At 63.7% G+C, this 26,396-nt stretch carries 26 protein-coding genes; 6 read left to right on the top strand and 20 right to left on the bottom strand.

Translation table 11 applies throughout. The features are described 5' to 3' along the window. Window positions 1–175 precede the first annotated feature (175 nt). Together B3446_RS27210 and B3446_RS27205 are read right to left on the bottom strand one after the other, a co-directional pair. A complete protein-coding gene (locus B3446_RS27210; RefSeq protein ID WP_291387169.1) occupies window positions 176–658 on the bottom strand; it encodes a nucleoside deaminase in 483 nt (160 codons plus the stop codon). A 57-nt stretch (window positions 659–715) separates the two neighbouring features. Further along, window positions 716–1,309, bottom strand: coding sequence for a BPSL1445 family SYLF domain-containing lipoprotein (locus B3446_RS27205; protein ID WP_291387167.1), 594 nt, complete (start codon window positions 1,307–1,309; stop codon window positions 716–718). A gap of 255 nt (window positions 1,310–1,564) precedes the next feature. Here B3446_RS27205 and B3446_RS27200 point away from each other — a divergent pair, with 255 nt between their 5' ends. After that, window positions 1,565–2,572, top strand: coding sequence for a hypothetical protein (locus B3446_RS27200; RefSeq protein ID WP_291387165.1), 1,008 nt, complete (start codon window positions 1,565–1,567; stop codon window positions 2,570–2,572). A 3-nt stretch (window positions 2,573–2,575) separates the two neighbouring features. Here B3446_RS27200 and B3446_RS27195 read toward each other — a convergent pair whose 3' ends face one another. The 3 genes from B3446_RS27195 to B3446_RS27185 form a co-directional block, all read right to left on the bottom strand. Further along, window positions 2,576–3,085, bottom strand: coding sequence for a hypothetical protein (locus B3446_RS27195; RefSeq protein ID WP_291387163.1), 510 nt, complete (start codon window positions 3,083–3,085; stop codon window positions 2,576–2,578). A 197-nt stretch (window positions 3,086–3,282) separates the two neighbouring features. Further along, on the bottom strand, window positions 3,283–4,071 hold the full coding sequence (locus B3446_RS27190) for a DUF899 domain-containing protein (RefSeq protein WP_291387161.1): 789 nt from the start codon (window positions 4,069–4,071) through the stop codon (window positions 3,283–3,285). A 150-nt stretch (window positions 4,072–4,221) separates the two neighbouring features. Continuing rightward, window positions 4,222–5,121 carry a LysR family transcriptional regulator gene (locus B3446_RS27185; RefSeq protein WP_291387159.1) on the bottom strand — a complete coding sequence of 300 codons (900 nt, stop codon included), beginning with the start codon at window positions 5,119–5,121 and terminating at the stop codon, window positions 4,222–4,224. 112 nt (window positions 5,122–5,233) lie between these two features. On the opposite strand from B3446_RS27185, the gene B3446_RS27180 reads away from it, so the two are divergent. After that, on the top strand, window positions 5,234–6,262 hold the full coding sequence (locus tag B3446_RS27180; protein WP_291387157.1) for an NADP-dependent oxidoreductase: 1,029 nt from the start codon (window positions 5,234–5,236) through the stop codon (window positions 6,260–6,262). A gap of 28 nt (window positions 6,263–6,290) precedes the next feature. On the opposite strand, the gene B3446_RS27175 is transcribed toward B3446_RS27180, so the two are convergent. Both B3446_RS27175 and B3446_RS27170 read right to left on the bottom strand, forming a co-directional pair. After that, a complete protein-coding gene (locus B3446_RS27175; RefSeq protein ID WP_291387155.1) occupies window positions 6,291–6,713 on the bottom strand; it encodes a hypothetical protein in 423 nt (140 codons plus the stop codon). A gap of 45 nt (window positions 6,714–6,758) precedes the next feature. Beyond that, the gene (locus tag B3446_RS27170; RefSeq protein WP_291387153.1) at window positions 6,759–8,651 is read right to left on the bottom strand and encodes a DUF4157 domain-containing protein; all 1,893 of its coding nucleotides are present in this window, start codon (window positions 8,649–8,651) and stop codon (window positions 6,759–6,761) included. Window positions 8,652–8,818: 167 nt separating this feature from the next. Between B3446_RS27170 and B3446_RS27165 the strand changes: the two genes are divergently transcribed. The 4 genes from B3446_RS27165 (at window position 8,819) to B3446_RS27150 (ending at window position 13,249) form a co-directional block, all read left to right on the top strand. After that, window positions 8,819–9,427: a hypothetical protein gene (locus B3446_RS27165; protein WP_191575491.1), complete on the top strand. Its 609-nt coding sequence runs from the start codon at window positions 8,819–8,821 to the stop codon at window positions 9,425–9,427. A gap of 139 nt (window positions 9,428–9,566) precedes the next feature. Beyond that, the gene (locus B3446_RS27160; protein WP_175121166.1) at window positions 9,567–9,779 is read left to right on the top strand and encodes a hypothetical protein; all 213 of its coding nucleotides are present in this window, start codon (window positions 9,567–9,569) and stop codon (window positions 9,777–9,779) included. Window positions 9,780–10,445: 666 nt separating this feature from the next. Then, a complete protein-coding gene (locus B3446_RS27155; RefSeq protein WP_291387150.1) occupies window positions 10,446–11,564 on the top strand; it encodes a hypothetical protein in 1,119 nt (372 codons plus the stop codon). 464 nt (window positions 11,565–12,028) lie between these two features. Then, on the top strand, window positions 12,029–13,249 hold the full coding sequence (locus B3446_RS27150; protein WP_291387149.1) for a hypothetical protein: 1,221 nt from the start codon (window positions 12,029–12,031) through the stop codon (window positions 13,247–13,249). Between the two features lie 58 nt (window positions 13,250–13,307). Here B3446_RS27150 and B3446_RS27145 read toward each other — a convergent pair whose 3' ends face one another. The 13 genes from B3446_RS27145 to B3446_RS27085 form a co-directional block, all read right to left on the bottom strand. Then, window positions 13,308–13,634 (bottom strand): hypothetical protein, encoded by a 327-nt coding sequence (locus B3446_RS27145; protein ID WP_291387146.1) that lies wholly within the window; start codon window positions 13,632–13,634, stop codon window positions 13,308–13,310. Window positions 13,635–13,678: 44 nt separating this feature from the next. Beyond that, on the bottom strand, window positions 13,679–14,233 hold the full coding sequence (locus B3446_RS27140) for an SMI1/KNR4 family protein (protein WP_291387144.1): 555 nt from the start codon (window positions 14,231–14,233) through the stop codon (window positions 13,679–13,681). A 33-nt stretch (window positions 14,234–14,266) separates the two neighbouring features. Then, window positions 14,267–15,106, bottom strand: a complete 840-nt coding sequence (locus B3446_RS27135; protein WP_191575867.1) for a class I SAM-dependent methyltransferase — start codon at window positions 15,104–15,106, stop codon at window positions 14,267–14,269. A 129-nt stretch (window positions 15,107–15,235) separates the two neighbouring features. Further along, on the bottom strand, window positions 15,236–16,405 hold the full coding sequence (locus tag B3446_RS27130) for a CMD domain-containing protein (protein WP_291387142.1): 1,170 nt from the start codon (window positions 16,403–16,405) through the stop codon (window positions 15,236–15,238). A 24-nt stretch (window positions 16,406–16,429) separates the two neighbouring features. Continuing rightward, complete coding sequence (locus tag B3446_RS27125) at window positions 16,430–17,776, bottom strand: acyl-CoA thioester hydrolase/BAAT C-terminal domain-containing protein (protein ID WP_291387140.1); 1,347 nt, start codon at window positions 17,774–17,776, stop codon at window positions 16,430–16,432. 4 nt (window positions 17,777–17,780) lie between these two features. Beyond that, window positions 17,781–19,352, bottom strand: a complete 1,572-nt coding sequence (locus B3446_RS27120; protein WP_291387138.1) for an ABC transporter substrate-binding protein — start codon at window positions 19,350–19,352, stop codon at window positions 17,781–17,783. A gap of 75 nt (window positions 19,353–19,427) precedes the next feature. Then, complete coding sequence (locus B3446_RS27115) at window positions 19,428–20,447, bottom strand: ABC transporter ATP-binding protein (protein WP_175136204.1); 1,020 nt, start codon at window positions 20,445–20,447, stop codon at window positions 19,428–19,430. After that, window positions 20,444–21,457 (bottom strand): ABC transporter ATP-binding protein, encoded by a 1,014-nt coding sequence (locus B3446_RS27110; protein WP_291387135.1) that lies wholly within the window; start codon window positions 21,455–21,457, stop codon window positions 20,444–20,446. Before B3446_RS27110 ends, B3446_RS27115 begins: the two co-directional genes overlap by 4 nt. Then, window positions 21,454–22,371, bottom strand: coding sequence for an ABC transporter permease (locus B3446_RS27105; protein ID WP_291387133.1), 918 nt, complete (start codon window positions 22,369–22,371; stop codon window positions 21,454–21,456). Before B3446_RS27105 ends, B3446_RS27110 begins: the two co-directional genes overlap by 4 nt. Next, entirely contained in the window at window positions 22,368–23,342 is a 975-nt protein-coding gene (locus tag B3446_RS27100) for an ABC transporter permease (protein ID WP_056566643.1), read from the bottom strand. Before B3446_RS27100 ends, B3446_RS27105 begins: the two co-directional genes overlap by 4 nt. Beyond that, window positions 23,339–24,826, bottom strand: coding sequence for a flavin-containing monooxygenase (locus B3446_RS27095; RefSeq protein ID WP_291387130.1), 1,488 nt, complete (start codon window positions 24,824–24,826; stop codon window positions 23,339–23,341). Before B3446_RS27095 ends, B3446_RS27100 begins: the two co-directional genes overlap by 4 nt. Beyond that, window positions 24,823–25,800: a LysR family transcriptional regulator gene (locus B3446_RS27090; protein ID WP_191575483.1), complete on the bottom strand. Its 978-nt coding sequence runs from the start codon at window positions 25,798–25,800 to the stop codon at window positions 24,823–24,825. Before B3446_RS27090 ends, B3446_RS27095 begins: the two co-directional genes overlap by 4 nt. A 253-nt stretch (window positions 25,801–26,053) precedes the next feature. After that, entirely contained in the window at window positions 26,054–26,356 is a 303-nt protein-coding gene (locus B3446_RS27085) for a hypothetical protein (protein ID WP_191575482.1), read from the bottom strand. Between the last annotated feature and the right edge of the window lie 40 nt (window positions 26,357–26,396).

The raw sequence follows: 26,396 nt of genomic DNA, 5'->3' as shown, positions 1-26,396 counted from the left end.
GAGGGATGCGCCGTCTTTCGTCTTGATGGGACCGGTCGTCGACCCTGACCCCGATTACGGCACGGGCGCCAAATTATCACGCCCGTGCGCGCAAATAATTGCGGTATCTAGCGCAGCTGTATCCATTCGTTAGCTGGAAAACAGAATGCTTCACCGAACCGCGAGCCGATGCTCGTCAAGCCCTGCGCCGCACATTCTCTTCATGAAGCGCGCGCACCTGTTCGACGAATTCCGGCACGGGCCCTTCGGCCTCGATACCATTGACCACTTCGGAGATGGGCAGGGGCCGCACGGCCGAAGGTGGCACACCCCAACCGCGCATCCACTCGGCGTACTGGGCCGACGACACGGCGTAGACGATCCGGCCAAGTCCCACCCAGCCGTGCGCTGCGGAACACATCGAACAGTGCTCGCCGGAGGTGTACACCGTGCAGGCCGCACGCTCTGCTTCCGGCACATTGTTGGCAGCCCAGCGGGCAATCTCGAATTCCGGATGCCGCGTGCGGTCGCCGCTGGAGACGCGGTTGTGGTCTTCAAACAGCACCCGCCCGTCGCCCGACACCAGCACTGATCCAAACGGCTGGTCGCCCGCATCGAGCGCCTGTCGCGCCAGCTCGACGCAGCGTGCCAGGTGCTTCTTGTCCTCTTCGGTAATCAAGCGTGATCTCCTTGTCAAAATTCAGGCCGGCGCGGACCTCCCGCGCCGGCGCAGTCGCTACAGCAGCAGCGGCGAAATCTTGCTGCCATCCACCGACACGCCCGCCATCAGACCGCCATTGTTCATCACGAAGCCGACGATGGGTTGCTGCGCGGTGTTGGAATCGATGCTGCCGTTGACGCCCACGTTGGCCACGGCGACGGTGGCGTCGGCGCCAATGGTCCAGCCGCTGCTGGCGCGGAACTTGGCCAGCGCGTCGTCCGTCATGAAAAGCAGCACCATCGCCTTGGACTGCGCGCCCGCCTGAAAGCCGATGGATCCGCCCGTAATGCTGTAGTAGCCCTTGTCCTGACCGCTGACCTGCAGCACGCCTGTCCCATGCTGGGCGCCCACGATGAAGCTGGCGCTCAGCACCGCCGGAAACACCAGGACGCCCCGGGCGCGTTCCACCAGTTGCCGTGATTGCGGCGAGGATTCATACAGTTTGGACAGCGTGGCCGCCGTGGCGGAATCCAGTTCCTGACGCTTTTCGGCGGCGGTGGCCGTGGCGCGCGAATCCGTCGTGGTGCAGCCCGCAAAAAGAAAACCCGCCATGCCCAACGTAACGGCGGCGACGGCGGTTCTACGGAACTTCGAGGTGATATCAAGCATTTGCGCATCCTTTTTGTGGGTGACCAACGAGGTACATCAAATCATCTCCTGGCTGGAGATTACCCCGGCTTGCGCGGGGAGGCGACGGGTGTAGATCGTACGGGGTGAAAAAGTGTTTGCTTCCGGGTCGGTCGCGCGCGCTTACGGTGCCCGGTTCTGCGGGCCCGTCGACTCCCGTCAACGCGAGACCGAATCCCCTCGGTTTAACATCGCGCCATGCTTCTCATCATCTTTCTCTGGATCGCACTTGCGATCGTGGTCGGCTTCATGGCCAGGCGTCGCGGGCGCAATGGCATTGGGTGGGCCTTGCTTGCCGGCCTGATCAGTGCGCCGGTCGCGGGCATTTTCCTCAAGCGCATTCCCAACCGGTCGCCGCTCGCCAGCCAGCCGCTACTTTCCACGCATATCGAATGCCTGCATTGCGGCGAGCGCATTCTGCGTGAGGCGCGCGTGTGCCGGCATTGCGGCGGCGACGTGACCGACGCGGGGCTGACGGCCGTACGGCAAGCGATGCCTGTCGGGTACTGGTTCGACCTGCCCGACCCCGCATTCAAGCTGATGCGGACTGCGGACCGCGTAGCGTTGATAAAGCCTGTGCCGCCGTGGATCGTGGTGGACCAGTCGCTTGACTCCATTGTCATCGGCAGCCGCTGGCCCGGAAAGCTTTGGCGCGTACGTGTCGAGAAGCAGGGCGATATGTCCGATCTGGTTGCGGAGCCGGGCTATTGGCGCGCCAGTGCCATCGATTTGCTGGAAGCGTTGCCGTTGTCTGTGCTGTTTGGTCCGAAGGGGGAGGCGGTGCTGGAGATCATCGCGCAGATCAATACGCTGTCGCGCAGCGAGGCGCAGGCGCTGGCCGACAACCTGCCGGAGAACGCCTGGATGGCGTACAGCCGCGCGTGGATGCGCTGGTCTCAGCAGGACGGCGAGCCGGCTGCGGATGAAGAAAGCAATTGGCGCGGCGCGTTGGCCTCCACGCGGCGGGGCGACAAGGCGCGGTCGCCGGTTCACTCCGGGTTTCTGTTGATTCACAGCCAACTGCGGCAGCGCGCCGAGCAACTGGACGGCGGCAACGCGTTTACCTTGATCGAGGAAGACGGCGAGACCGAACAGGAGTTGAAGCCGATGTGGCAAGCGGCTTGCGATGCGCTGCTGTTTGCCGCAATGGCGCGCGCCGCGCCGCAGTATGTGTCCGACGAGGACGCGGTCATGTTGCTGCAGGCGTGGACCCGCGTGCTCAGTCGTGAAAGCGAGCGCGCTTGAGATTCACCACATCGATTCGTTCAGGATCTTCCGGGCCCGCTTGAACGTGATGACCGCTGCGCCGGCCGCCAGAATCAGCGCGATCCACCCGTTCATGTTGAGCTTCATCTTGCGCGCGTAGTTCGCGTCGTGCACCAGCTTTGCATCGACCAGCGTTTCGCCGTTCTTGCGCACGCCATAAACCCGGACGGGAATGGCCATGTTGAACTGAAGCGCAATCGTGCTGTCGGCAAGCTGCGCATCGTTTTCCTGCACCGCAAACTCTACGTGCTCACCCTCGGTATACGGAACCCTGTAGGTCGCTTCATAAAACTTGAACACCATGTAGGGGTAGTTGCCTGAATACACGCAGAGCGCGCCATAGTGCTCCCAGCGCCCGCGAATTTTCGCCCTGGCGTCGCAGCTTGCCACCTTGTCCACCCGCAGGCTGATCGTGTTCAGCTTCGCGGGGTCGTAAGGCAGACGGATGTCTTTTGCCGCGTTGAAGCAGTAGATGGCGATGCCGGCAAGCACCAGCGCGGCAATGGCGGGAAGTCGGCAAGGCAGGAGGGCGCGTTTCCAGTCCGCCAGCTCACTGCTCATGCTGGCGGACTTGAGAAACGCTGACGGAGGTTGGAAGGACCTTGGTCGATTTCATGGTGCGTGCTGCAGAATTTGCGAGCGCCAATTCTAAAACACGCGTGGAAACAGCACCTTGCTCCGAGTCCTTCCTACTTCGGGTCGCAGTGATTCCGGAACGCTTTCTCGCCCGCGTCGGACACCTCGACCCACTTCTGATCCGGCGGCGCATCCTGCACATAGCTGTCGTGCCAGTTCCACCACTTGTACGGCGGCGTCTGCGGATAGCCCGCGGGGGAATCTTCCCAGGTCTCCTGTCGTCCCAGCGGCGTGATGTCCAGGTAGTTCCACGTGCCGCCCATCTGCTCATCGCCACGGTTGTTCAGGAAGTAAGTGCGATAAATGCGGTCGCCGTCGCGAAAGAACACGTTAGTGCCGTGCCATTCGTCCACGCCGAAGTCTGCATCGAAGCCGTCGGTCAGTGTGAACCACGGCATCGTCCAGCCCATGCGCGCCTTCAGCCGTTCAATGTCCGCCTGCGGCGCGCGGGACACGAAAGCCAGCGTCGTGTCCCGGGCGTTCAGGTGTGCCAGATGCGCCACCTGATCCGCCACCATCGAACAGCCTCGGCACGCATGATCCGGCCAGCCGAAGACGCCCGGCTCGTGAAACGCGCGGTAGATGATGAGTTGCCGGCGGCCGTCGAACAGGTCGCGCAGCGTGACCTTGCCGGACGGGCCATCAAAGATGTATTCCTTGTCTACCGCGGTCCAGGGCATGCGGCGGCGCTCCGCAGCCAGCGCGTCGCGGGCGCGGGTGTGGGCCTTTTCCTTGATGAGCAGTTGTTGACGGGCGGCTTCCCAGTCTTCAGCGGATACGACCGGGGGCGTCTGCATGGCGGCATGGGCGCCATTGCCTGCGGATGCGGGGGGGGTGGTCATGGGGTGATCCTCCGGGTGTCTTTGATTTCCGTGCGCCCTGTTCGGACGGGGGGAATGGGAACAGTGTGGCACCGGGAGGGGCGGGGCAGGGGTAACAAATCTGGCGCGAAACTGCGCCAGACGCATGCCGCACGATCCGTTCGTTCTGCGTCAGGCGGGGATCAGCGCCGCCTCCCGCGGCGTGGCCTGTGCGGTCCACCCCCGCAGGCTTTCGCGTAATAGCGACACGGCGGCCTGGCCGCTTTCGTTCAGGCGATGTGCCGCGTACAGGCCAAATTGCGCGCTCAGCGGCAGTGCGCCTTCGTCCCCAATGGAAATCACGCGCATGGTGTCGGGTCGCAGGCACTCGGTCGTCAGCAAGGCCACGCCCAGGCCGTTCTCGACAGCCGCGATCGTGGCGCCCACGTTGTGACTGGTCAGCGACACCCGAAAATCCCTCCCCGACGCCGTCAGCGCATCAAAGGCCAGCCGGCGCCAGGAGCACGGTTCGGCATAGACGATCACGTCCAGCGGCTGGTCCGGGTCCAGGGTTTCGTCGATGCCGCAAGCCCAATGCAGATCCACGGTCCAAGACTCGATGGGTTCATCGGCAAAGCCGACGCAGGCGCCCACCGCCACGTCCAGCGTGCCGTCCTGCCAACGCGCGGCCAGCCGCTCGCCGTCGTCGATGACAACGTCCAGATGCAGATTGGGACACGAGCGCCGCAACCGGCCCAGCGCCGCCGGCAAGGCGGCCACCGCCACGTCCTCGGACAGCCCGATGCGAACGCTGCCGGCCACCGCGCGCTCGCGTAGCCGCGCTGCGGCTGCTTCACCCAACGCGAGGATGCGGTTGGCGTAACTCAGCAACACCTCGCCCTCGGTGGTGGGCGCCATGCCGCGGCCGGTGCGATGCAACAGCCGCTTGCCCACCATTTCCTCCAGACGGCGGATCTGCGTACTGAGCGCCGATTGCGCGCGGCCGGATTGGTCCGCTGCGCGGCTCAGGCTGCCGTAGCGGCAGACAGCGACAAAGGTGCGGAGCAGGGCAGGGTCGAAATCGGCTGACATTATCAATACCTGAAATCTGGTTTACGAGATATCAGTCTAGCTGTAACCCTGCCGCGTGCCTAGGATGACCCTTGTCGCGAAATGTCCGACTCAACTCAAGGAACCATCCACCATGACACAACCCCAAAACCTGCGCGTCGTCCTCGCCTCCCGGCCCGTCGGTCGCCCGAAAGCCACCGATTTCCGCGTCGAACGTGTGCCTGTTCCCAAACCGGCCGACGGCCAGGTGCTGCTGGAAGTCCAGACCCTGTCGCTGGATCCCTACATGCGCTGGCGCGTCAGCGACGAAAAATCCTACGCCACGCCCATGGAAATCGGCGATGTGATGGTCGGCGGCACCGTTGCCCGTGTTCATACGTCGCGTCATCCCGACTGGCGCGAAGGCGACATCGTCCTGTCGTCTGCCGGTTGGCAACGCTACGCGCTGTCCGACGGTACCGGCCTGCGCCGGCTCGATCCCGCCAACGCGCCGCCCTCGACCGCGCTCGGCGTGCTGGGCATGCCGGGTCTGACGGCCTATGTCGGGCTGCTGAACATCGGCCAGCCCAAGCCAGGTGAAACCGTCGTCGTCGCGGCCGCGAGCGGCGCGGTAGGTTCCGTCGTCGGCCAGATTGCGCGCATCAAGGGCGCGCGCGTCGTGGGCATCGCGGGCGGGCCGGAGAAGTGCGCCTTTGTGAAGGAGGAGCTGGGCTTTGATGTGGTCGTGGACCACCATGCGCCGGACTTTGCGCAGAAGCTGGCCGAAGCCTGCCCCGATGGCATCGACGTGTACTTTGAGAACGTCAGCGGCCACGTGTGGGACGCCGTGCTGCCCTTGCTGAACGACTTTGCCCGCGTGCCGGTGTGCGGCCTGATCGCCAACTACAACGACGGCCCCGCCGACCGGAGTGGTCCGGACCGCCTGCCCGCCACCATGCGCGAGATCCTTTCGCGGCGTATCACCATGAAGGGGTTCATCGTGTTCGATTTCCCGAACGAACAGGAAGACGAGTTCCTGCACGTGGCCGGGCAGTGGATCCGCGAGGGCAAGCTGCGGTGGCGCGAGGATGTGGTCGAGGGCCTTGAGAATGCGCCCGAAGCGCTGATCGGTCTGCTCGAGGGGAAGAACTTCGGGAAGCTGGTGGTGCGGGTGGGGGGCTGACGCACCGGCGGCCTGGCGTTCAGGCGGCCTATTGGCCGATCGTGCGCGCCTTGCTGCGCCGCGCCTTCGGCTTGGGCGCCACCCCCAGGCGCGGATCGCGCGCCACGGCCAATGCCGCCAGCGTTGCCGCAGTCGATTCGAAGGACTCGCTCGACTGCGGCAAGTACAGCCACTTTCCCAGCACCGGATGCGGCAGGAGGTCGGGGATGTCCGCCAGCAGCGCCGCGTGGCGTTCCTGCGACGTGCAGACCATGACGCCGTTCCACGGGTCGTCCCGATCGGCGACGATCAGGTACAGCAAGCCGTCCAGATACGCGGCGTCGGCGCCGAACATCTTGCGATGCGTGTAGTTTGCGTCGCGTTCCAGCGGTTCAAGAATCCACAGCAGCGAATTGGATTTTGCAGCTCGCTGTTTGCGAGGGGGGGCGAAGGGGTCGGGAGGCTTGCGCATGGGACGAGAACGGTGGGGCAGGGCACAGCGACTATGCCACACCGGCTACTGCTCGAACAACGGCGCCAGTGGCAAAAGCGGCCCATACTTCTTCAGCTTTTCCCACTCCTCGGCCGCCTGGCGCAGTTCCTCGTTCTTGCGCGCTTCCTCCAGGATTTCATCAATGCGCGGCGCCAGCGCGACGGACAGGTCGATGATGTCGTTGGCGGTGTAGCCACGCTCCCAGCGTGCGCGCAACGTCACGTCGTCACCCTTGGCCCGCATGGCGCGCGTCGCTTCTTTCAGCAGGGCCTTGCGCTGATCCGCATTGAGCCGCTCGGCAAACGAGATGCCCGCCACGAGGCCCTGGACCACGCCTTTTTCCCGATACCCGGTGGTAGCCGCCACCTCGCTCGCGACGCTGCGGCTGATGACCCGGGGCGCCAGGTTGTCTCGGATCCACCTTCTGCTTAACCGCAGCAATCCAGCGCTAAGACCGTGGCCGAAGCCCGTGCGCATCCCTTCCGCGCGCGCTGCTTCCTGCGCCTCGGCGTAGGTCATCGCAAATTGCACCATCAGCATGATCGCGTCCTGCGGGCCGGGCATCAGGAAGTCGGCCACCCAGCCGGCGGCGCTGCCGATCTTGCCGAGCGCCGAGGCCGCGCGGCCTTGGACTTTCAGGACCGATCCGGCTTCTTCGGCCAGGACGGAGGTGGTGGCGGCGGGCGCGGACGCGGCTTTCTTGCCGAAGCGTTGTTCAAATTCCTCCATCCGAGGCGGGCCGGCGGGGACCTTGGGCTGTTCGCCGGGAATGCGGGGTTTGGTGGCGGGTTGTTCGACGGGGAGCTGGGGCAGGGACCCTCTTGGCCGGGGGCGTCCCACGTTATCCGGGTGCTGAACGAACTTTTCGTCGGGTAGTCCGGCTCGCACGGCGGGGTCGCGCATGGTCGATAAGGATCGATAGTGACCCGTACCATCGTTCCAGGTTTTGACCTTGCCGCTCTCGAAATCCACTTGGCCCGCCCAGTTGACGCGTTCGCCGCGCGCCGCTTCGGTATGACCATATCCGCCGCCGACCGTCCTCTTCGACTTGACGGCGAAGATCTCGCCGTCTTTCACAACAAAGTCATAGTTGCCGCGCGCTGTGCGGACGTACTTTGGACCGACCTCCTTCCATGTGCCGTTGACGTTCCTGAGCCGGACGACTTCGCCCGACGATCCCGGCGCCGGCAGATCCCTGGGCAGATTGCCATAGGTCGGACCGCTTGCGTCGCGCTGGAGAAGACGGGCGCCGTGCGTGCTCATCGACGACTGCTGAACCACGTGCGCCAGCTCATGCGCCAGCAGCGCTCGGCCGGCGGTCGTGCCCGGCGCGTACTGGCCGGCGTTCAGAACGACGTGATGCCCGACGGTATAGGCGCGGGCGTCAACGGCATTTGCAGAAGCAATCGCCAGCGCATCGGAATGCAGCTGGACGTGGCTGAAGTCGCGCTGGAAACGAGACTCCATGAAGGCGCGGGTATGGGCATCGAGGGGACGGCCTTGGATGGATAGCACGTCGCGCAGGCTAGGAACGTCATCGAGCGATGCGGCGTTGCGCGGGTCAGCCGGCCGCAGAAGCGGAGGCGGTCGAACCGGTGTGGGTTGCAACGTGGACCGCACGGCGCCGTGCGCCTGATCGTCCTGGGATTGCGGCATGCGCATCACGTGTTCGGACATGCGGTGCGCTTCCTGCTCTGACGCGTCGCCGGGATGGCTGATCGCAACTTGCGTGCCGGTGGGATGCACGGATATCGCGGTGACCGCATGAACCGGGCGCCACCGCTGAAGTTTCGTATCACGCGCAGTCTCATCGGGTGGCGTGCGCGATTCTGCACGCTTACCCGCCGCGTCCGGTTTTCGGCTGGCGGCCGGAACCTTGTGAACCGCCGTCTTGGGCTTTTGCACGAAAGCGCGCATGGATTCGCTCCGTTCGTTCCGGCGATTATTGTCCTCCTTTGCGGGGTGGCTGAATACAGGCGGGTTTGGTCCGGCACCTATTTCTGTAATACTCCGGCATCACCGTTTCAGTACGCGCTCGTCATTAACTGACATCGCCAAACCCTCACGGCTTTCGTATTCCGCCCATGTCTGAACACCATCAATTCATCTTCCCCCGCGACTTCCATCTGCCGCCGCCCAATTGGCCCGCGCTGGAAGCGCGCCTGCTGGAAGGGGGTTATGTCCTGCCGGCGTATGGCGACACCATTCCCTACCGCGCCAACAACGACGACGGTTTCGACGGAGATGACGCGTCATGGCGCAGCGTCCACTACTGCCTCGGCCCGGCGGCCAGACCCTACCTGAGCGACGCTGTCAGAGAGGATTACGACGCCGATCCCAGACACTTTCCGCTCATGTTGCTGGCCTTCGATGGGCCGAATCCCCGCGTCATGGTCGGCGAAAATCTTTTCGCGCCGAGCGTGCCGGGATCGAACGAACCCGCCATGCCGATGCCCGCCGAGTCGCACATCGACTTCATCGGCGAAGCCTACGAGAACCCGGCCGTCCAATGGCAATGCGAAGAAAGCGGACGCAGTTATCGCATCCTTGAACTCGATTGGCATTACAGCCTGGCGATGGGATTCCGGATGGTGCAATGCGAAGGACTGGATCGCGAGAGTGCGGAAGGATTGGCGGGCCTGATCGGCGAACTGACGGGTCAGGTCATGGGCTGCAGCCACCGGCATCTATGACTGCGCTGGGGCGTGGACAATCGTCAGCCTACAGCCAGAGACAATTCGAAACGCCGCAGCGCGCCGGCCGACACATCTTCGCCCACGCACAATGGCATCCTATGTCTGACGAATGCCAGACCCATTTCCAAGGAGCGATATGTCGATTCAAACGTTAAGCCGCTACGGTGTTGTGTTGTTTCTTGCCGCGATGAGTTCGGGCTGCTCGGTCGTCGGCGAGTGCGGATTGCTTCGCAGCAGCTGCGGCTATGAAGGCCAGTACGAGTCGGGCGAGGAAGATTATGCGGAAGACGAAGCCAAACGGTTGAATAAACAGTCTTCCGATCGGTTGCGTCGAAGCTCTGGAGACTGACGCGGCCCCGCGGCTCGTCCGAATTGGTGAAGGCGTCCTGATCCCGCCGCGGCGCAGCTCCGCGGGTACTTGAACACGGCACGATCGGGATCGTCGAACACCTGACGCCTCGCCCGATAGAATGCCCAGCGCTCGGCCAGCGTGGTGCTGGGCAGAATTTCCAAATGCTCTCATTCTGAAGAACGCGCTCGGCGTTTTATCCGCCGAGACCGATCATTCATTACGGCCAGTCAGCCAAATCTCCCAAAAGATTCGAAGTAGTCTTATTTCCGTAATGATTGCCGCGGTGGTTTCATACGCCTGCAGCATGCGATGTGCTGCAGGTGAAAACGCTGATAAATCCATATTCCGTTCCCAGCGAGCGCTCGCTGTAGAAAGGCAGCTTCAGATTTCACGATGATCTGTGGCTAGTAATCTGGTTAAAGCAGCGGCGGCTAAATGGCGTTGAAAGTTGGGGCATAGGTAGGGTGACGCAGTTAGCCGATGCCTGGGGCCGTGGCGCAAGTCACGGCCATTTTTTTGCCTGCAAAGAGAAGCGCCCGTAGCAGGACGGCCCGGTTTCTCACAAGGCCGGGGCGCGATGCACCGCCAGCCACCTTAGACCTTACAGAAACGCGATGCCAATGTACGTGCGGCATCTTCTCAATCTTGACTTCGGTGGTACTTATGCAAGCAGAACCGGTTTCCGCGCGCTGGACGCTCGCGGACCTAGCCAGCACGTGGCGATTTTGGTCGTTGATCGGCGTGTTGATTGCAGCAGCGTATGGGGTGATGGTATTCAGATCAGCATGGCCTTCACTGAACTATGGCAATGAGAAATACCTTGTTCGGGAACTGATCCCATACTTTTGGTATGGCGGAAATTGCTTCGGTATTTTGCTTGGCATCGTTCTGGCACAGGCCAGGTCAACTAAAGGCCTGGCAGCAATGGCTGCCGTATGCATGAGCAGCTATGTCATCGCGTGGTTGGTCCTGCCCGAAATGAGCGTTGGGTTCGCTTTGTATCTGGCATTCTTGGGGCAACTCGTTCGATGGGCTCTCGCTTTTGCCATCACCGTCAATCTGGCACCAGCCATGTCAGACCGATTCGCGTTTGCTGGCGCTTTCGCCGTGTTGACGGCTTTCCAGGTGATGAACGATTGGGGTACTTCCGTGGCGGCGTCGTACACCTTTCATACGCAGGTCGATCATGACCTTTGGGCACTCTACGGTGCAGGTGGGATGGCGACCGTTTTGATACTGCTGGCGTCGACTCGTGGCCGCTTGTTCGATGAAGCGCCGGCCCCGCGGCACCGCCCGCTCAATCCGACGTTCATAGAGGGTGTAACGGTATTGATAATCTCTGCCTTACCGTGGGCGGCTTTTGGCGGCGTGACTTGGTTGACCGCGCTGGTCCCAATGAGCGGGGAGGCAATCATGTACTGGATGACAGCGGTGTCTGTCGCATTCGTAGTCAGCCTGGCCGCCACCGCATATTGGGTCTACCGAATCCATGGCGAGGTGGCGTATATCCACCAGTCTTCGAAATTGTTCACGCCCAGAGCGGCGCTGCTGTTTTTCCTGTTGGTTCCCCTCGCAACCCCCATTCTCATGTTTACGCTGGGCGTCGTTCTTCGTGAGGCCAGAGCGCTGCGACCTTCCTCAAGTCCCCGCTCCATGGGATGGTTCAATGCGTGGTGCGTCGTGTTTCCGCCAGTTGCCATGGGCATGGTGCAGGATCAGATGAATGAATTGGCGGGAGTCCATGCGGATTCTGATTCCGCATCTTCACCACAGGCCACATAGCAACATGGTAGTTCTGCGCTGACATCGCTGATGATATTACCGGCCGGCGTCGGAGAGCGCGGGCCGGCAGCGCTGGTGCGTACTAATGGACAGGCTTTTCCCCGTTTCCCGACCCGAAAGCCCGCGCCCCGCTGTCAATCGAGGTGGGCGGGCACATGGCCGGGTTGACAGACCGGTGACAAAGGAAACCGGCGCACGCACGCGTGCCCCAGCCAAGGCCCGCCCATAGAGAGGCGTGCGTCAGCCTACGGACATAGAAGCGCCGCTATTGCAGCGGCTGTTTGCCCTTTGTCATTCCGGCTGTCAAACCGGACGATCGTTGTCGCGATCGCAGGGCGAGTATAGGCAGGACGCATGCTGGCAGGAACGCCAAGGGTGGCATTTTCGTCCCTTTTCGATACGAGGGGCAAACAGCACGCGTTGCCGACAAACCAACCTGGAAGGCAGCTCCAGCATTTTCGAAGGTGCCTTATTTCCGCAACGCCTGGCGCAGTGGTTTTATACGGGCATCTTCTTACGACAACACTGTGCTACTCATGCAGCCAAAATCTGTTTCCGTTCGCTGGACGCTCGCGGACCTCGCCAGTTCCTACCGCTTTTGGGCACTAATCGGCGTTTGGATGCTTACGGCATTTGCATTCGAAGTATTCCTGGAATCCATACCTTGGTTCCGTGCTTTTCCTCACGCAATGCTTTTTTCGTCCGACACAGCGGAACAGATTGCACAAGCCGGTTCCATTTCCGGCTTGCTGCTCGGTATGCTGATCGCGAGCACCAGGACGATACCGCGCATGATCATGCTGTCCGCGATGTGCGTGGCCGGCTATCTGGCTGTGTGGCTGAGCCTGGATGCGCCGGTTGACAACCTTCTCGAAGCGCTGACTCTCTCTTTTTCGAAGTTTATTGGGAGCATGGTCAGATCGGCTTTCCTATTGGCTTTGACGCTCATGGTTGCCAGTGTGGTGGTCGATCGCTATGCATTTGGAGGCGCCTTTGTCTTGATATCGGTTTGTGAAATGATTCACTACCATGCAGGCCTCAGCCAAGCCGAATTCGTCTACAGATCAACTACCGCCGGCTATGGGGTACTGGTTAGCGTAAGCGCAATGGGGATTGCACTGATACTGCTGACAACAGTTCGGGCTGGATTTGATGCCCCGCCGGAAGCGCGGCATTGTCCGCTCAAGCCAGTACATCGTCGCGGTAAAAGCGTAAGATGGGTCGCCGCGTTGTTTTGGTCGGTCTTTGGGGCCGGGATCGCGCTAGGAAGTATTTGGCCGCTACAAATTTTTCACATCGCACTCGGCGTTCCGATTCTCTTCTTAGTCCTAGTCGGAATGACCGCCGCATTCGTTGCGGGCTTGATAGCTACCACCCATTGGTTCTATCGGATTTTTGGCGAGATGGCTTTCGTCCATCCGTCGTCGAAACTATTCACCCCGCGTGCCGCCGCACTGTTTTTTCTGCTGGCGCCGCTGTCTACAGCTCTCCTCCTGTGGTCGCTGGGCGGTGCTTTGAGAGATGCCTGGTCTCAGCGCGGTTCCTCCATCCGTCGATCCACGAAACGGTTCAACATGTGGTGTGTCGTGTTTCCGCCCATTGCCATTGGCATGGTTCAAGATCAATTGAACGATTTGGCGGAGAGCTGCACTCGATCCGACGGCGTGCAGCCCCGAACAACCTGACAGGAAAGAACGATCCGTCCTGCGCTGAGATATCACGGAGAGGTCTGCTGCACGCTGCTTACCGGGGGCTTTCCTGACGCCGAGCGCGCGAAACGAAGGCTGCCCGAAGTCCGAGACCCGCAGGCAGGATAACAATTGCGAGCCAGCCCGCGTACTCTGCCGCCCATGCCCAACGATATTTCCAGGAGATGAATTCTGGCACGCCGTTGTCGTCAAACCATGGGTCAAGTGATATCAGTATCAATCCCATGGCATAGCAAAGTACTAATGCCAAGAGGGTAACGGTAAGCGCAGGCGGCGCTCTTTTGACCGAGCGTCCCTTCACTACACAAGCCAGCCAGATGGTCAGGAGGCCCACGAATACAAGGGGAAAGATAAGAATCATCAGCATTTCGTGCGCTCTGTCTTGTCGGGGCTCATTGATACTCCTTAATACTCCCCCAGAAACTCCTCCGGATCGGCTTCGATCTCGGCAATCGACCCCATCAATAGCGCCTCAAAGCTCGGCGCCACCCAGGTGATCTGGTCCGGGTCGTGGGTGAAGGCGATGATCTGCCCCGGTGTGCCCGCCTCGGTGGGCGAGTGGTCGATCATCAGCAGCAGTGTTGCGCCGCCGAAACTGGCGAAGGGGAGCCAGCCCTGGTGAAACCAGCCGTCCCTGATGCGCGCATCTCGCGGCTCCGGTTCAGCGTATCCGACATATCGCGGCGCTCGGTCTGCCATACGCGCTCGTGCCGCAATCGCCTTTTCCAACGGCAGAAAATCGTAAGCCGTCAAATAGCCCGGCTGCATGAACACCGGCACATCCCGCTCGGCCCCATTGGCACGAAGCCAAGCCTGCCGGGCGTCCGCCGAGATAGGGAAGCCAAGTTCCGCCTCTGCCGCTTCCAGGACCGATTCCGCCGCGCCCGGGTTGAGGTTTAGCGCGTGACCGTGCGCGTCGCATACCGCTCGAACCCGATCAAGGTATTGAGAAAAATTCATCGGCGCTGGTGGTCCTTTTGCGTGTTATGCAGCTTACGGCAAAAAAAATCGATCTTTCAGTTCCTGTAGGCCGATCCTGTCCAACATCTCGGTCAACCGCTCCGCAGGCTTTCGAGTCGGCAGATTCTTGTGTTGCGCAATGATCAGCTCATTCTTCATCGAGTGCTCCCAGCCGACCAGTTCGGTCACGCTGACCTGATACCCATGCGCTTCAAGCTGCAGGCAACGCAGCACATTCGTAATCTGGCTACCGAACTCCCGCGTGTGCAGCGGATGCCGCCAGATCTCGGCCAGCGGATCGGCCAGCGCTTTTGCCTTGTTTTTCCGCAGCACCGACGCCACTTCCGCCTGGCAGCACGGCACGACCACGATGTATTTGGCCTTCTTCTCCAACGCAAAATGAATCGCGTCGTCGGTGGCGGTATTGCAGGCGTGCAGGGCGGTAACGACGTCGATCGATGCGGGAAGCTTGTTCGAGGTAATCGATTCTGCAACCGAGAGGTTCAGAAACGACATGCCGTCAAATCCCAGCCGCTTGGCCAGTTCCTCCGACGACTTCACCAATTCTTCCCGCGTTTCGATGCCGTAGATATGCGAGCCGTTCTTCAGCGCCTCGGGCTGATCCTTGAAGAACAGGTCGTACAGGATGAAACCGAGATACGACTTGCCCGCGCCGTGGTCGGCCAGCGTGACGGCGCCGCGTTGTGCTTGCACGTCCTTGAGTAGCGGCTCGATGAACTGGAACAGGTGATAGACCTGCTTGAGCTTGCGGCGGCTGTCCTGGTTCATCTTGCCGTCGCGGGTCAGGATGTGCAGGGCTTTGAGCAGTTCGATCGACTGACCGGGGCGGATGTCGTGGGTTTTTTCGGACATGGAGAAAGGCAAAGCGCCCCGCTGGGGCGGGGCGCGTAGAGGTGCGGAAAGAGGCATTTTACCCCTCTGCGTGTTTGACTCCGGCTCTACCCGAGGGCCGGCGCCAGACACGCAGGTCAAGGGAGCGCTTCAGACCGTCACGAGAACCGGCTCACCCAAATTCAGCATCAACCGATTCGCCCACGCAAAGATCGCGTCCGAATGCAGCAGATCCAGGATCTCACCGTCATTCAACCCAACGTCCTTCAGCGCCTGGATGCTGGCGGCGTTCACGTCAGCCTGCGCTTCGGTGATTTGAATCGAGAACTTGCCAATCGCCTGTTCACGCTTGGTCGTGCCAGCCGTGATCGGATCCTCGAACACCTGCCCAATCACGTCATTGCGCTTGGCCAGTTGCTCGAACCGCTGCGCATGCACCGACGCGCAGTACACGCAGCCGTTGACGCGCGACACGACGGTGGCGCCCAGTTCGCGTTCGGCGCGCGACATGCCGCCCGGGGCGTACATGATGGCGTTGAAGGCCGTGGAGCGTTGGCGCAGGATTTCCGGCTGGTGGACCAGGAACAGGTAGTAGTCCGAGACCTTGGCCTTGGGGTGGCTTTCTTCCAGGACGGCGATCTGTTCGGGCGTGGCGGTGTCGACGTTGACGACGTCGAGCCAGGCCTTCCACTCCAGGACTTCGTTCGTGAAACCGTGGGCCTTGATGACGTCGCCGGGTTCGGTGTTGCCGGGGTTGATGACGGCAGTCGCTTCCGTGGCAGCAGAACCGGCGCCTTGACCTTCAGCGGCCTTCATCGCCACCAATCCCGCCACCAGACGCGTCTGATACGACAGGAAGGCGATCAGCTGCGACAGGGTGACGACAGCGGGCGTCGGAACCCCCGCAGCCGGCAGCGTCTTCAGCGCCGCCTCGTCGCCTTCGACAGGCTTTTCGATCAGCTTGCGCGTGAATTCCAGCACGGCGGCCAGTTGCGGGTTGGCGGCGTCGGCCGGCTTGCCCGATTCGGCAACGGCGATGTCCGCTGCCGCGGCGCCTGCTTCCACCGCGCGGGCACGATAGTGCGCAGCCAGCAGCGGCGACGGCGTGATGCGCGTGGCATACAGCGCGACCAGCAGCCGGTCGGCCAGCGACAGGCCGGGCAGGGCCGGGTCGAACAGAGCGTCGTAGCTGCCTTGCGTGGCGGCGGCGACCTTGTCGCGCTTGTGGCGCACGTCAAAGGTCTGGCTGCCGGGCGTCAGGCCCACGAGCTGGTCGACGAGGTCTTTGTTGATGTCGTAGACGATGGGTTGTTGTGCCATTGAGGAATTCTCCTAAAGTTTCTTTCAGCCGGCGTTGCGCGCGTCGTCCGCATTAGACGCCGCCTTTGCAGCCGCCGCGCCCTTGGCCTTCACCGCCGCATCCAGGAACGACGTCACGCCTTCCCAGGATTCCTGGTCGGCGCGGGCGTTGTCCTTGGGGTTGCCGCCGCTGGTGCTGATCTTGCCCGACACCGGGTGGGCGTACACAAGCTGCGTGGTGGGCACATAGGGGAACAGGATCGAGTGACCGCCGTTCTCGTAATCCAGCCACTTCACCGGGTACGGGTGCTGCACCTCGACCAGCTTGTCCTGCACCATCTTCGAATACAGGCTGGACGGCCACGAGCCGTCGTCGGTGCCGGACAGCAGCATGACCGGGCCTTCGATGTCTTCCACGCGGATGCGGGCGCGGGCGACGGCGTCGGGGTCTTGCAGCGCGGTCAGGATGGCCTTTTCGTGGCGATGCGGCGCGGGGCCTTCATCGAACGGGGCCCAGGTGGCGGTGCGGTTGTTTTCCCAGACGTGGGGAATGGGCTTGCCGCCCAGCAGCCACGTCGGGCCTTCGCGGCCGATCTTGGGGTCGCAGGCGTTCTGGCCGCTGTGCACGACAGCGCCGGGTACGTAGGCCACGACCGCCGACACTTCCTTGGGGAAGGTGGCGCCCAACAGCAGCACCAGTTCGCCGCCGCGCGACTGGCCGCTGATGGCGACGAAGTCGTGCTTGGGCTGGACCTTCTTGCGCAGCCAGCGCAGGCCGGTCTGGAAGTATTCAAGCGGGGTGTTGGATATGTAGTCCGACAGGCCCGGCGCCTTGAAGTACGCCAGCGCAAAGGCGGCGTAACCGCGCGAGGCGTACAGGGCGGCGCGCGGTTCGTTGATGCCGCCGCCAGACCCGTTCAGGATCATGACGGCAGGATGCGAACCCGGGGCGCTGCCGGCGGGCAGGTACAGGGTGCCGACCAGACCTTCCTCGCGGACCTCGACGCGCGTGACGCCGTCGGACGCCAGGCGTTGCGTGAACGAAGCGCGCGCCTCGGCGCCTTGCACGCGAGCCACCACGTCGGTGACGAGCGCGTCGGTCACCGGGTGGTTGAAGTATTCACGGCTCTTGCCGTCGTCGGGGGACTGCGCCCAGATCAGTCCCATCGGGGACAAGCCGGTGTAGTCGCCGGAAACGGGCGCTTCGCGGGTCAGGTCAACCACGCCGTCCTCGCCCGCCGTGTAGGCGGCCTGGGCTTGCCAGACCACGCCGTTGCGACGGGTGAGGGCGGTGATCTCGACGGTCGCGCCGGGCGCGACGTGTTCGACGCGGATCTGGCGCGGGACGTCGATGAGGGCGTCCGCGGGGGTGATGGTCAGGGTCGGCGCCATGGCTTTACTTGTCCGAAACCTTGGTGACCATCATGGCGGCCGTGCGGTCGCTGGTCATCGGCGTGACCTTCAGGCCCTTCTTGGTGGCCCAGATGTTCTTGTAGTGGAACAGCGGGATGATGCCGACGTCATCGGACACGAGCTTGACGGAGTCGCGCAGGATGGCTTCACGCTTGGCCACGTCGAATTCCGAAGTGGATTGCTCCAGCGCGGCGTCGACCTTGGCGTTCGTGTAGTGACCCCAGTTGGAGGCGCCCAGGCCCTTCTTGGCGTCGACCGTGGCCAGGATGTTGACCAGCGCATAGCTGGCTTCACCCGTGCCGTTGCCCCACGCCAGCATGCTGACGGCGAATTCGTTCTTGTTGGCGCGGCCCGAGTACACGGCCCACGGCACAACTTCCACTTGCGTCTTCACGCCCACGCGGGTCCAGAACTGCGCGACCGCCTGGGCCGTTTCCGGGCCTTGCGGGTAGCGGTCGTTGGGGACGTGCATGGTCAGCTTGAAGCCGTCCGGGAAGCCCGCTTCAGCCAGCAGCTTCTTGGCCTGCGCGACGTCGTTGGGGATGTCCTTGATTTCGGGGTTGTAGCCGAAGGTTCCCTTGGGCATCCATTGGTTGGCTTCGGTGGCGGCGCCTTGCAGGATGCGGTCGGCGATAGCCTTGCGGTTGATGGCCAGGTTCAGTGCCTGGCGCACGCGCGCGTCCAGGAGCGGGTTCTTGTCCAGCGGTTTGCCGTTGTTGTCGGTGATGTACTGGTTGGGCGCGGGGTTGAAGCTGGGTTGCAGCAGCATGACGCGCAGGCCGTCGTACGGGTAGACCGAGATGTTGGACGCCTTTTGCAGCTTGGCCAGGTCGGATACCGAGACCTTGTCGATCACGTCCACGTCGCCGGCCAAGAGCGCGGCGGTGCGAGCGGCCGCGTTGTTGATGTAGCGGTAGTTGACCTTTTCCCAGATCTGCTTGTCGCCCCAGTAGGCGTCGTTGCGTTCCATCAGGACGCGGTCGCCGGGGGTGTACGAGACGAACTTGTAGGGGCCGGTGCCGACCATGGCCTTGCCCGAGTTGTAGTCTTCGGTCGACGACTTCTCGCCGACGTGCTTGCTGACGACGTGGATGGACGCCAGGTTCAGGGGCAGGTCGGGGTTCGGCGCCTTGGTCTTGACGATGAGCGTCAGCGGATCCTTGGCGGTCATCGTGTCGATGGTGCGCAGGTAGCCGGCGTAGGTGGCGACGCTGCCGGGCACGCCGCGGGCGCGGGTGTAGGAGTAGATCAGGTCGTCGGCCGTGAACGGCGTGCCGTCCTGCCACTTGACGCCTTCACGCAGCTTGAATTCCCAGGTGGTGTTGTCCAGCGGTTTCCAGCTCACGGCCAGACCCGGCTGCAGCTTGTTCCACTTGTTCTCGATCAGCAGGTCCCAGAAGTGCAGGGCCACCGAGCGGTCGCCGGCGTGGTTGTTCAGTTGCGGGTCCAGCGACGACAGCGGGTCGGCAAAGCCGATCGACAGGTTGTCGGCAGAGGCAGCGGCCGAGGCGCCCAGGATGGCGGCGGTGAGGGTCGAGAGAATCAGGCGTTTCATTTGTCCGGGATCCTTGGTAGAGGGGGAACGGAGTGGGTCCATTGACCGCGGCGGTCGTGCCGCAGTCATTGATCGTCAGGCCATGTCGTTCAGGTGACAGGCGCTCAGGTGGTTGATGGCGATTCCCTTCAATGTGGGAACCTCGGTCTTGCAGCGCGGCATCGCGTGCGGACATCGCGGATGGAAATGGCAGCCGGTGGGCGGGTTGAGCGGGCTGGGGATCTCGCCCTTGATCGCGGTAAAGGTCTTGTGGCGCGACTTCAGCGTGGGAATCTCGGCCAGCAGCGCCTGGGTGTACGGGTGGTTGGGACGCTGGAAGACTTCTTCCACCGTCGCCGTTTCCACGACGCGGCCCAGGTACATGATGACGACGCGGTCGGACAGGTGTTCGACCACGCCCAGGTCATGGCTGATGAAGAGATACGTCAGGTTCAGCTCTTCGCGCAGGTCCATGAACAGGTTCAGGATCTGCGCCTGGATCGACACGTCCAGCGCGGCCACGGCTTCGTCGCAGACCAGCATGGACGGCTGAACGGCCAGCGCGCGGGCGATGCCGATGCGCTGGCGCTGGCCGCCGCTGAACTGGTGCGGATAGCGCTGGCGCAAAGCGGGATCCAGGCCGGCGCGTTCGAGCTGCGCGCTGACGTAATCGTCGAAGTCGCCGTTGCCGACCAGGCCATGAATGCGCGCCGCTTCGCCGACGATCTCGTCCACGCGCAGGCGCGGGTTGAGGCTGGCGTAGGGGTCCTGAAAGATCATCTGCACTTTCAAGCGCGCGGCATGGGCCTCGGCCGCATTCATGTCGGCGGGACGCACGCCGTTGATGCGGACCTCGCCACCCGAGGGCGTGAGCAGGCCGGCCGCGATGCGGCCCAGCGTGGACTTGCCGCAGCCGGATTCGCCGACCAGGCCGACGACTTCGCCGGGGTTCACGATGAGATCGACGTGGTCCACGGCACGCGTGATGGCGGGCGGCTTGGACAGGCCCAGCGATTGCATCGCGCGGCCGGCGGCGCCGATCTTGCGTTCGCCGAAGCGCTTGCTGACCTGGCGCAGGTCGATGAGCGGGGTGGGGGCGTTGGCGGTTGCGCTCATGCTGCCACCTCGCGGTGGATCTGGATGGAAGGATGGAAGCAGCGCACGTCGTGGTCGGGTAAGGCTTGGGTGATGCCGGGTTGCTGGCCGCAGGCGGCGGTGGCGCGCGCGCAACGCGCCGCGAACGCACAGCCGGCCGGCAGGTGCAGCAGGTTCGGTGTCATGCCGGGAATCTGGCGCAGGCGCTGGCCGCGCTGGTTGTTGCTGGGCAGGCTGTCGATCAGGCCCACGGTGTACGGGTGCTGCGGACGGTCCAGCACGTCGTCGACCTTGCCGTGTTCGACGATACGGCCGGCATACATGACGGCCACGTCGTCGGCCAGGCCCGCCACCACGGACAGATCGTGCGTGATCCAGATGAGGCTGGTGCCGTGCTGCTGCGCGAGCTTCTGCACCTCGGACAGGATCTGCGCCTGGATGGTGACGTCCAGCGCCGTGGTGGGTTCGTCGGCAATGATGAGATCCGGGCGGTGCAGCATGGCGATGGCAATGGCCACGCGCTGGCGCATGCCGCCGGACAGTTGATGCGGGTAGGCCAGCAGGCGTTCCTCGGGGCTGGGAATGCCCATCATCCCGAGCGTGTCGCGCGCCAGGATGCGGGCCTCGGCCTTGCTCATCCGGGTGTGGGCGCGCACGGTCTCGATCATCTGCACGTCCACCCGCAGCACGGGGTTCAGCGTCATCATCGGATCCTGAAAGATCATCGCGATGCGGTTGCCCTGCAGCTTGCGCAACTCGCGCGGCGCCAGCTTGGTCAGGTCGCGGCCCTGGAACAGGACCTCGCCGCCGGCGATACGGCCCGGCGCATCGACCAGACCCATGATGGAGAAGCCCGTAACGGACTTGCCCGAGCCGGATTCGCCGACCAGGCCCAGAATCTTGCCGCGTTCCAGCTTAAAAGAGACGCCATCCACGGCGGGCAGCACGCCCGCGCGGGTATGGAACTGCGTGCGCAGGTTGCGCACTTCAAGCGTGGCCGGCGCGCCAGCCGAGGCGGAGCGGTCGGTCATTTGTGGGTCCTCGGGTTCAGCACGTCGCGCAGGCGGTCGCCCACCAGATTGATCGCCACGATGGTGATGAGCAGCGCGATGCCGGGGTAGAAGCTGATCCAGTATTCGCCGGACAGCATGTATTGGAAGCCGTTGGAAATCAGCAGGCCCAGCGACGGTTCAGTCACCGGCACGCCCAGGCCCAAAAAGCTCAGCGTCGCTTCCAGCGTGATGGCGCGCGCGATCTGCAGCGTGCCGATGACGATCAGCGGCGGCAGGCAGTTGGGCAGGATGTGCTTCAACATGATCCGCCAGTTGGGAATGTCCAGGCAGCGGGCGGCTTCGACGTATTCGCGGCGGCGTTCGACCAGGGCCTGGCCGCGCGCGGTGCGGGCGTAGTAGGCCCATTCCAGGATCACCAGCGTCAGCACCACGTTGCCCACGCCCTTGCCCAGATAGGCCAGGATCATCATGGCCACCAGGATCGACGGGAACGACAGGATCAGGTCCACGAGACGCATGATGAAGGCGTCGACCTTGCCGCCTGCGTAGGCAGCCAACAGACCCAGCAGCGTGCCGATGACGCCGGCGATCAGCGCCGAGCCAACGCCCACCATCAGGCTGATGCGCAGACCGTACAGGATGCCGGACAAGAGATCGCGGCCCTGGCCGTCGGTGCCCAGCCAGTAGTGAAAGGTCTCCAGGCCGTTCATGGTGCCGGGCGGCAGGCGCGAGTCCAGCACGTCGATCTGCAGCAGGTCATACGGGTTCTGCGGCGAGATCCAGGGCGCCAGCACGGCAGCCAGGATCAGTAGCGTGGCCACGACCAGGCCCAGCACCGCCGTCTTGGACGACAGGAACTCGGTCAGGTTGTGGCGCCACGGCGACTCGCGGCGCAGGGCAGGCGCCTGCGCGGTATTGGATACGGAACTCATGCCGTGGCCTCCAGCCGCACCCGGGGGTCCAGCACTTTGTACAGAATGTCGACGATCAGGTTAAGCGTCACGAACAGGCACACCACCACGATCAGGTAGGCCACGATCACGGGGCGGTCCAGCGCGTTCAGGCTGTCCAGGATCAGCTTGCCGGCGCCGGGCCACGCAAAGATGCTTTCGGTGATGACGGCAAATGCGATGGTCGAGCCCAGTTCGAGGCCCAGCACGGTCACCAGCGGAATCATGGTGTTGCGCAGCACGTGCACACAGACCACGCGGAACGGCGACAAGCCCTTGGCGCGCGCGAACTTCACGAAGTCCAGCGGCATCACGTCGCGCACGCCGGCGCGGGTCAGGCGGATGACCAGCGAGATCTTGAAGAGCGACAGGTTGAAAGCCGGCAGGATCAGGTGGCGCCAGCCGTCGGCCGTCAGCCACGACCACTGAAAGCCCAGAAACTCCACTGTCTGGCCGCGGCCGCTGGCCGGCAGCCAGCCGAGCGACACGCTGAACGCCATGATGAGCATCAGCGCCACCCAGAAAGTGGGCAGCGAGAAGCCGACGATGCTGCCGGCCATGATCATCTTGGACGCGCGGCTGTCGGGGTACAGACCGGCAAACAGACCCAGGGGCAGGCCGACGATGACGGCAAACGACAGGGCGGTGATCGCCAGTTCAAGCGTGGCCGGCAGGCGCTGGATCACCAGTTCGATCGCCGGGATGTTGTAGACGAAGCTGTTGCCCAGGTTGCCGTGCAGCGCGCCGTTCAGGAAGGCCAGGTACTGCTGCCACAGGGGCTTGTCCAGGCCGAGTTCGGCGATGATGCGTGCGCGGTCGACCTGGTCCACGTCCTGGCCGATCAGGATGTCCACGGGGTTGCCGATGGCGTGCAGCCCCACGAAGACGATGAGCGTCATCAGGAACACGACCACGGCGGCCTGCGCCACGCGGCGTAGCAGCCATGCGGTCATTGCGCGGTCTCCGCCTGCGAAGCGGTCGCCGGCGCCGGGGCTGGCGTCGGGGCTGGGGTCCATTCATCGCCGAACACTTCGGGCTCGGAGAACGCTTCCATGTTGGCGTAGTGCGTGGCCACGTCTTCGCGGTAGAACAGACCCGCGATGCCTTGCGCCAGGCGCTTGGCGCCTTCGCTGATGGCGGGGATGTCGCCCGAGATCGTGCCTTGCGTCAGCGCGGCTGGATACGAGAAACAGTGCACGCGATCCAGGCCGGGGCAGGCGCCGGGCACTTTTTCCTGCAGTTCGAAGACGGCGCCCAAGTCGGGCGAATCATGCAGTTCCTGATCTTCCTCGCCAGCCGGCGGCGTGTAGCGGTCGCCCCAGGCGCGCACGTGAGGCGCGAGCGGCGCGAATTCCGGGCGCACGGTCCAGTCGATGCGAAAGCCCGTGGAGAAGATCAGGAAGTCCAGCACGAACACGCCCTTGGGCGTGGTGACGTGAATCTCGTCATCGATCAGCGCCAGGTCCAGCACGCCACAGCCCAGGTTGAAGAAGGCATTCGGGTGGCGCGACACGCGCAGCGTGCTGCCCCGCGGGGGCGGCACCTGCGCGGCGTTGATGTAGTGGCGGATCTTCCACTTCCATTCGTCGGGCAGGGTCAGGTGGCCGTGGGTCAGGCCGGGATTGCCCGCGCCCTTGCCCTTGTTGATGCGGGGGATGTCGTTGCGGCGGATCAGCAGGTCAACACTGGCCGCGCCGGCTTCCAGCGCGGTCGCCGCGCTGTCCATGGCGGATGCGCCCGCGCCCACGACGCCGACGCGCTTGCCGGCCAGCGTGTTGTAGTCCATTACGTCGGACGAATGCGCCCAGCGGTCGCGCGGCAGTTTCTTTGCAAAGTCAGGCACATAGGCGCCGCCCAGGCCGTCGCGGCCAGTGGCCAGCACGACGCGGCGGGCCAGGACGGTGCTGCGTCCGGCGGGGGATTGGATGTCCAGTTCCACCAGCTTGTCGGCGCGCGGCTGCACGGACAGGATGCGGTGTTCGTTGCGCACGTCCAGGTTCAGCACGCGGCGGTACCAGCGCAGGTAGTCCATCCATTGCAGGCGCGGGATCTTGTCCAGCGCTTCCCACGCGTCCAAACCGAATTGCGCTTCGAACCAGGCGCGGAAGGTCAGCGCGGGCAGGCCCAGCGCGGGACCGGTCAGTTGCTTGGGCGAGCGCAGCGTCTCCATGCGGGCCGTCGTGGCCCACGGGCCTTCGAAGCCGTCGGGCGCCTGGTCAAAGATCGGCGCGTCGATGCCCAGATGCTTCAACGACGCGGCCGCCGCAAGACCGCCCATGCCGCCGCCGATGATGGCCACGTCCAGCACCTGCTGGCCATCGACCAGCCGGGGCGTCACCCAGTTCTTGGCCGGCAGTTCCAGCCAGGACAGGTCTTGCCGAAGGCGCGCCTCCAGGGCGGGCAGGCCTTGCGGCGGGGTGGCAATGGGCAGATTCATGATGCGGGTGTTTCCATAACAGGGGCGTCATCGCCGTAGATCGACTGCAACAGCGCCGAATGCTCGCAGGCGTCATGCAGCACGAAGCCCGGCAGCAGGGCTGCGGCGGCTTCGGCCAGCGCGTCCGCCATGGCCTGGCAGGCCGGCGTCAGCGTTTGCGACTGCGGGGTGATGACCCCAAAAAAGAAGGGGATGTCCAGGTCGATGGGCCGGATCGCCACGCCCGCCACCGGCGAGCCGTAGGCGGTCACGGGTTCCAGCACCGACACGCCAAGCCCGGCGCGGACGGCGGCCAGGGCGTTGACGGACGAATTGGTTTCGATGGTGCCGAGCGCCTGTACGTTGTGCGAGAGGGCCGCGTCCAGGCGGCGGCGCAGGCGATAGGGATTGGACATGGTGATGAGACGGCGGCCGGCAAGGGCCGACACCGGCACCACGGCATGCTGCGCCACAGGATCGCCTTCGGGCAGGGCGACGACGCAAGGGGCCTGGGCAATCCAGTGCACGGTCAGGCCGCGGTGTTCCAGCGGCAGGCTGGTCACGCCCAGTTGCGCGGCGCCCGACAGCACGGCGTGCACCACGCGTTCCGGCGAGGCGCTGCGCAACTGCACGCGTGCGGCGCCAAGGCGGTCTTCGATGCGTTTGAGGGCAGCGGGCACCAGACCGGCGGCGAGGGCGGACGTGGCGGTCACCAGGAGCGGCTGCGCCTGGCCGCGCGCGATCTCATCGGCACGGCCGCGGATCTGCTGCAGGCTGGTCAGCGCACGTTCAACGTCGTCATATAGCAGGAACCCCTGCTCGGTCGGCGTCACGCGGGGGCCGCTGCGTGCGAACAGGGGATAGCCGATTTCGGCCTCCAGTTCCTGCAACAACCGGCTGATAGCCGGCTGCGAGCGTCCCAGCAGCCGTCCGGCCGCGGTGACGCTGCCGGTGGACATGACGGCCGCGAAGGCCTCGAGTTGACGGAGTTCCATTGGTCTTGATTTATGCCAAGGACGAATTCTGGCCGCTCGAGTATGCACCCTACAAATACTAAAAAGGCATAAGTAAATTCCCTAAATGCGAATGACCTCGCATTTTTAATTACCGCGAGTTATTTCAAGGACTTAGGGTAAATCCGGGGGCGAGCCCCGTCAGGCGCGGCAGAGAAGGCGCACCCGCCGAAGGACGATTCAGCGGCTGCGCAGGCGCGATTCCGCGAAGGAAAAGGGGTAGGCCGGAGAAGCGCTAGGACCCGTCGGGTCCGGCTTGTGCACGGTGAATCGGTGCATGGGAGGCCAGGAGCGCGCGCCCTTTTTCCGTCAGCACCAAAACGGCTTCGCCCTTCACGGTGCTTTGTTCCTGCGACATGTCGATCAGGCCATTCGCCGTGGCGTCTTCCCAGGCCGACAGCCTGGGGCAGTGAGTACGCCACGCTTCCATGGTCTCTGCGTAGGTGCGAGGGCGCGCCGCAATCCACAGCAGGAATTGCACGAGGTTGCCCTCTTGCGACGCGCCGGTTTCCAGTACTGCTTGCGGATGGTCAGACATGGGACATCTCCGTTCTGGGCCAGGATGCGCCTTGACGATA

The sequence above is a fragment of the Achromobacter sp. UBA5777 genome (assembly GCF_002418565.1).
Lineage (GTDB): Bacteria > Pseudomonadota > Gammaproteobacteria > Burkholderiales > Burkholderiaceae_B > Achromobacter > Achromobacter animicus.
Note: the sequence above shows the minus strand (reverse complement) of the source record. Positions and strands in the feature narration are given on the sequence as shown.

Coding starts and splice junctions, on each gene's coding strand:
- B3446_RS27115 (WP_175136204.1), bottom strand. CDS start 20,447: ATGAGCGCAACCGCCAACGCCCCCACCCCGCTCATCGACCTGCGCCAG.
- B3446_RS27095 (WP_291387130.1), bottom strand. CDS start 24,826: ATGAATCTGCCCATTGCCACCCCGCCGCAAGGCCTGCCCGCCCTGGAG.
- B3446_RS27110 (WP_291387135.1), bottom strand. CDS start 21,457: ATGACCGACCGCTCCGCCTCGGCTGGCGCGCCGGCCACGCTTGAAGTG.
- B3446_RS27120 (WP_291387138.1), bottom strand. CDS start 19,352: ATGAAACGCCTGATTCTCTCGACCCTCACCGCCGCCATCCTGGGCGCC.
- B3446_RS27205 (WP_291387167.1), bottom strand. CDS start 1,309: ATGCTTGATATCACCTCGAAGTTCCGTAGAACCGCCGTCGCCGCCGTT.
- B3446_RS27180 (WP_291387157.1), top strand. CDS start 5,234: ATGACACAACCCCAAAACCTGCGCGTCGTCCTCGCCTCCCGGCCCGTC.
- B3446_RS27125 (WP_291387140.1), bottom strand. CDS start 17,776: ATGGCGCCGACCCTGACCATCACCCCCGCGGACGCCCTCATCGACGTC.
- B3446_RS27155 (WP_291387150.1), top strand. CDS start 10,446: ATGCAAGCAGAACCGGTTTCCGCGCGCTGGACGCTCGCGGACCTAGCC.
- B3446_RS27160 (WP_175121166.1), top strand. CDS start 9,567: ATGTCGATTCAAACGTTAAGCCGCTACGGTGTTGTGTTGTTTCTTGCC.
- B3446_RS27100 (WP_056566643.1), bottom strand. CDS start 23,342: ATGACCGCATGGCTGCTACGCCGCGTGGCGCAGGCCGCCGTGGTCGTG.
- B3446_RS27170 (WP_291387153.1), bottom strand. CDS start 8,651: ATGCGCGCTTTCGTGCAAAAGCCCAAGACGGCGGTTCACAAGGTTCCG.
- B3446_RS27085 (WP_191575482.1), bottom strand. CDS start 26,356: ATGTCTGACCATCCGCAAGCAGTACTGGAAACCGGCGCGTCGCAAGAG.
- B3446_RS27165 (WP_191575491.1), top strand. CDS start 8,819: ATGTCTGAACACCATCAATTCATCTTCCCCCGCGACTTCCATCTGCCG.
- B3446_RS27105 (WP_291387133.1), bottom strand. CDS start 22,371: ATGAGTTCCGTATCCAATACCGCGCAGGCGCCTGCCCTGCGCCGCGAG.
- B3446_RS27130 (WP_291387142.1), bottom strand. CDS start 16,405: ATGGCACAACAACCCATCGTCTACGACATCAACAAAGACCTCGTCGAC.
- B3446_RS27175 (WP_291387155.1), bottom strand. CDS start 6,713: ATGCGCAAGCCTCCCGACCCCTTCGCCCCCCCTCGCAAACAGCGAGCT.
- B3446_RS27185 (WP_291387159.1), bottom strand. CDS start 5,121: ATGTCAGCCGATTTCGACCCTGCCCTGCTCCGCACCTTTGTCGCTGTC.
- B3446_RS27135 (WP_191575867.1), bottom strand. CDS start 15,106: ATGTCCGAAAAAACCCACGACATCCGCCCCGGTCAGTCGATCGAACTG.
- B3446_RS27090 (WP_191575483.1), bottom strand. CDS start 25,800: ATGGAACTCCGTCAACTCGAGGCCTTCGCGGCCGTCATGTCCACCGGC.
- B3446_RS27145 (WP_291387146.1), bottom strand. CDS start 13,634: ATGATTCTTATCTTTCCCCTTGTATTCGTGGGCCTCCTGACCATCTGG.
- B3446_RS27190 (WP_291387161.1), bottom strand. CDS start 4,071: ATGACCACCCCCCCCGCATCCGCAGGCAATGGCGCCCATGCCGCCATG.
- B3446_RS27140 (WP_291387144.1), bottom strand. CDS start 14,233: ATGAATTTTTCTCAATACCTTGATCGGGTTCGAGCGGTATGCGACGCG.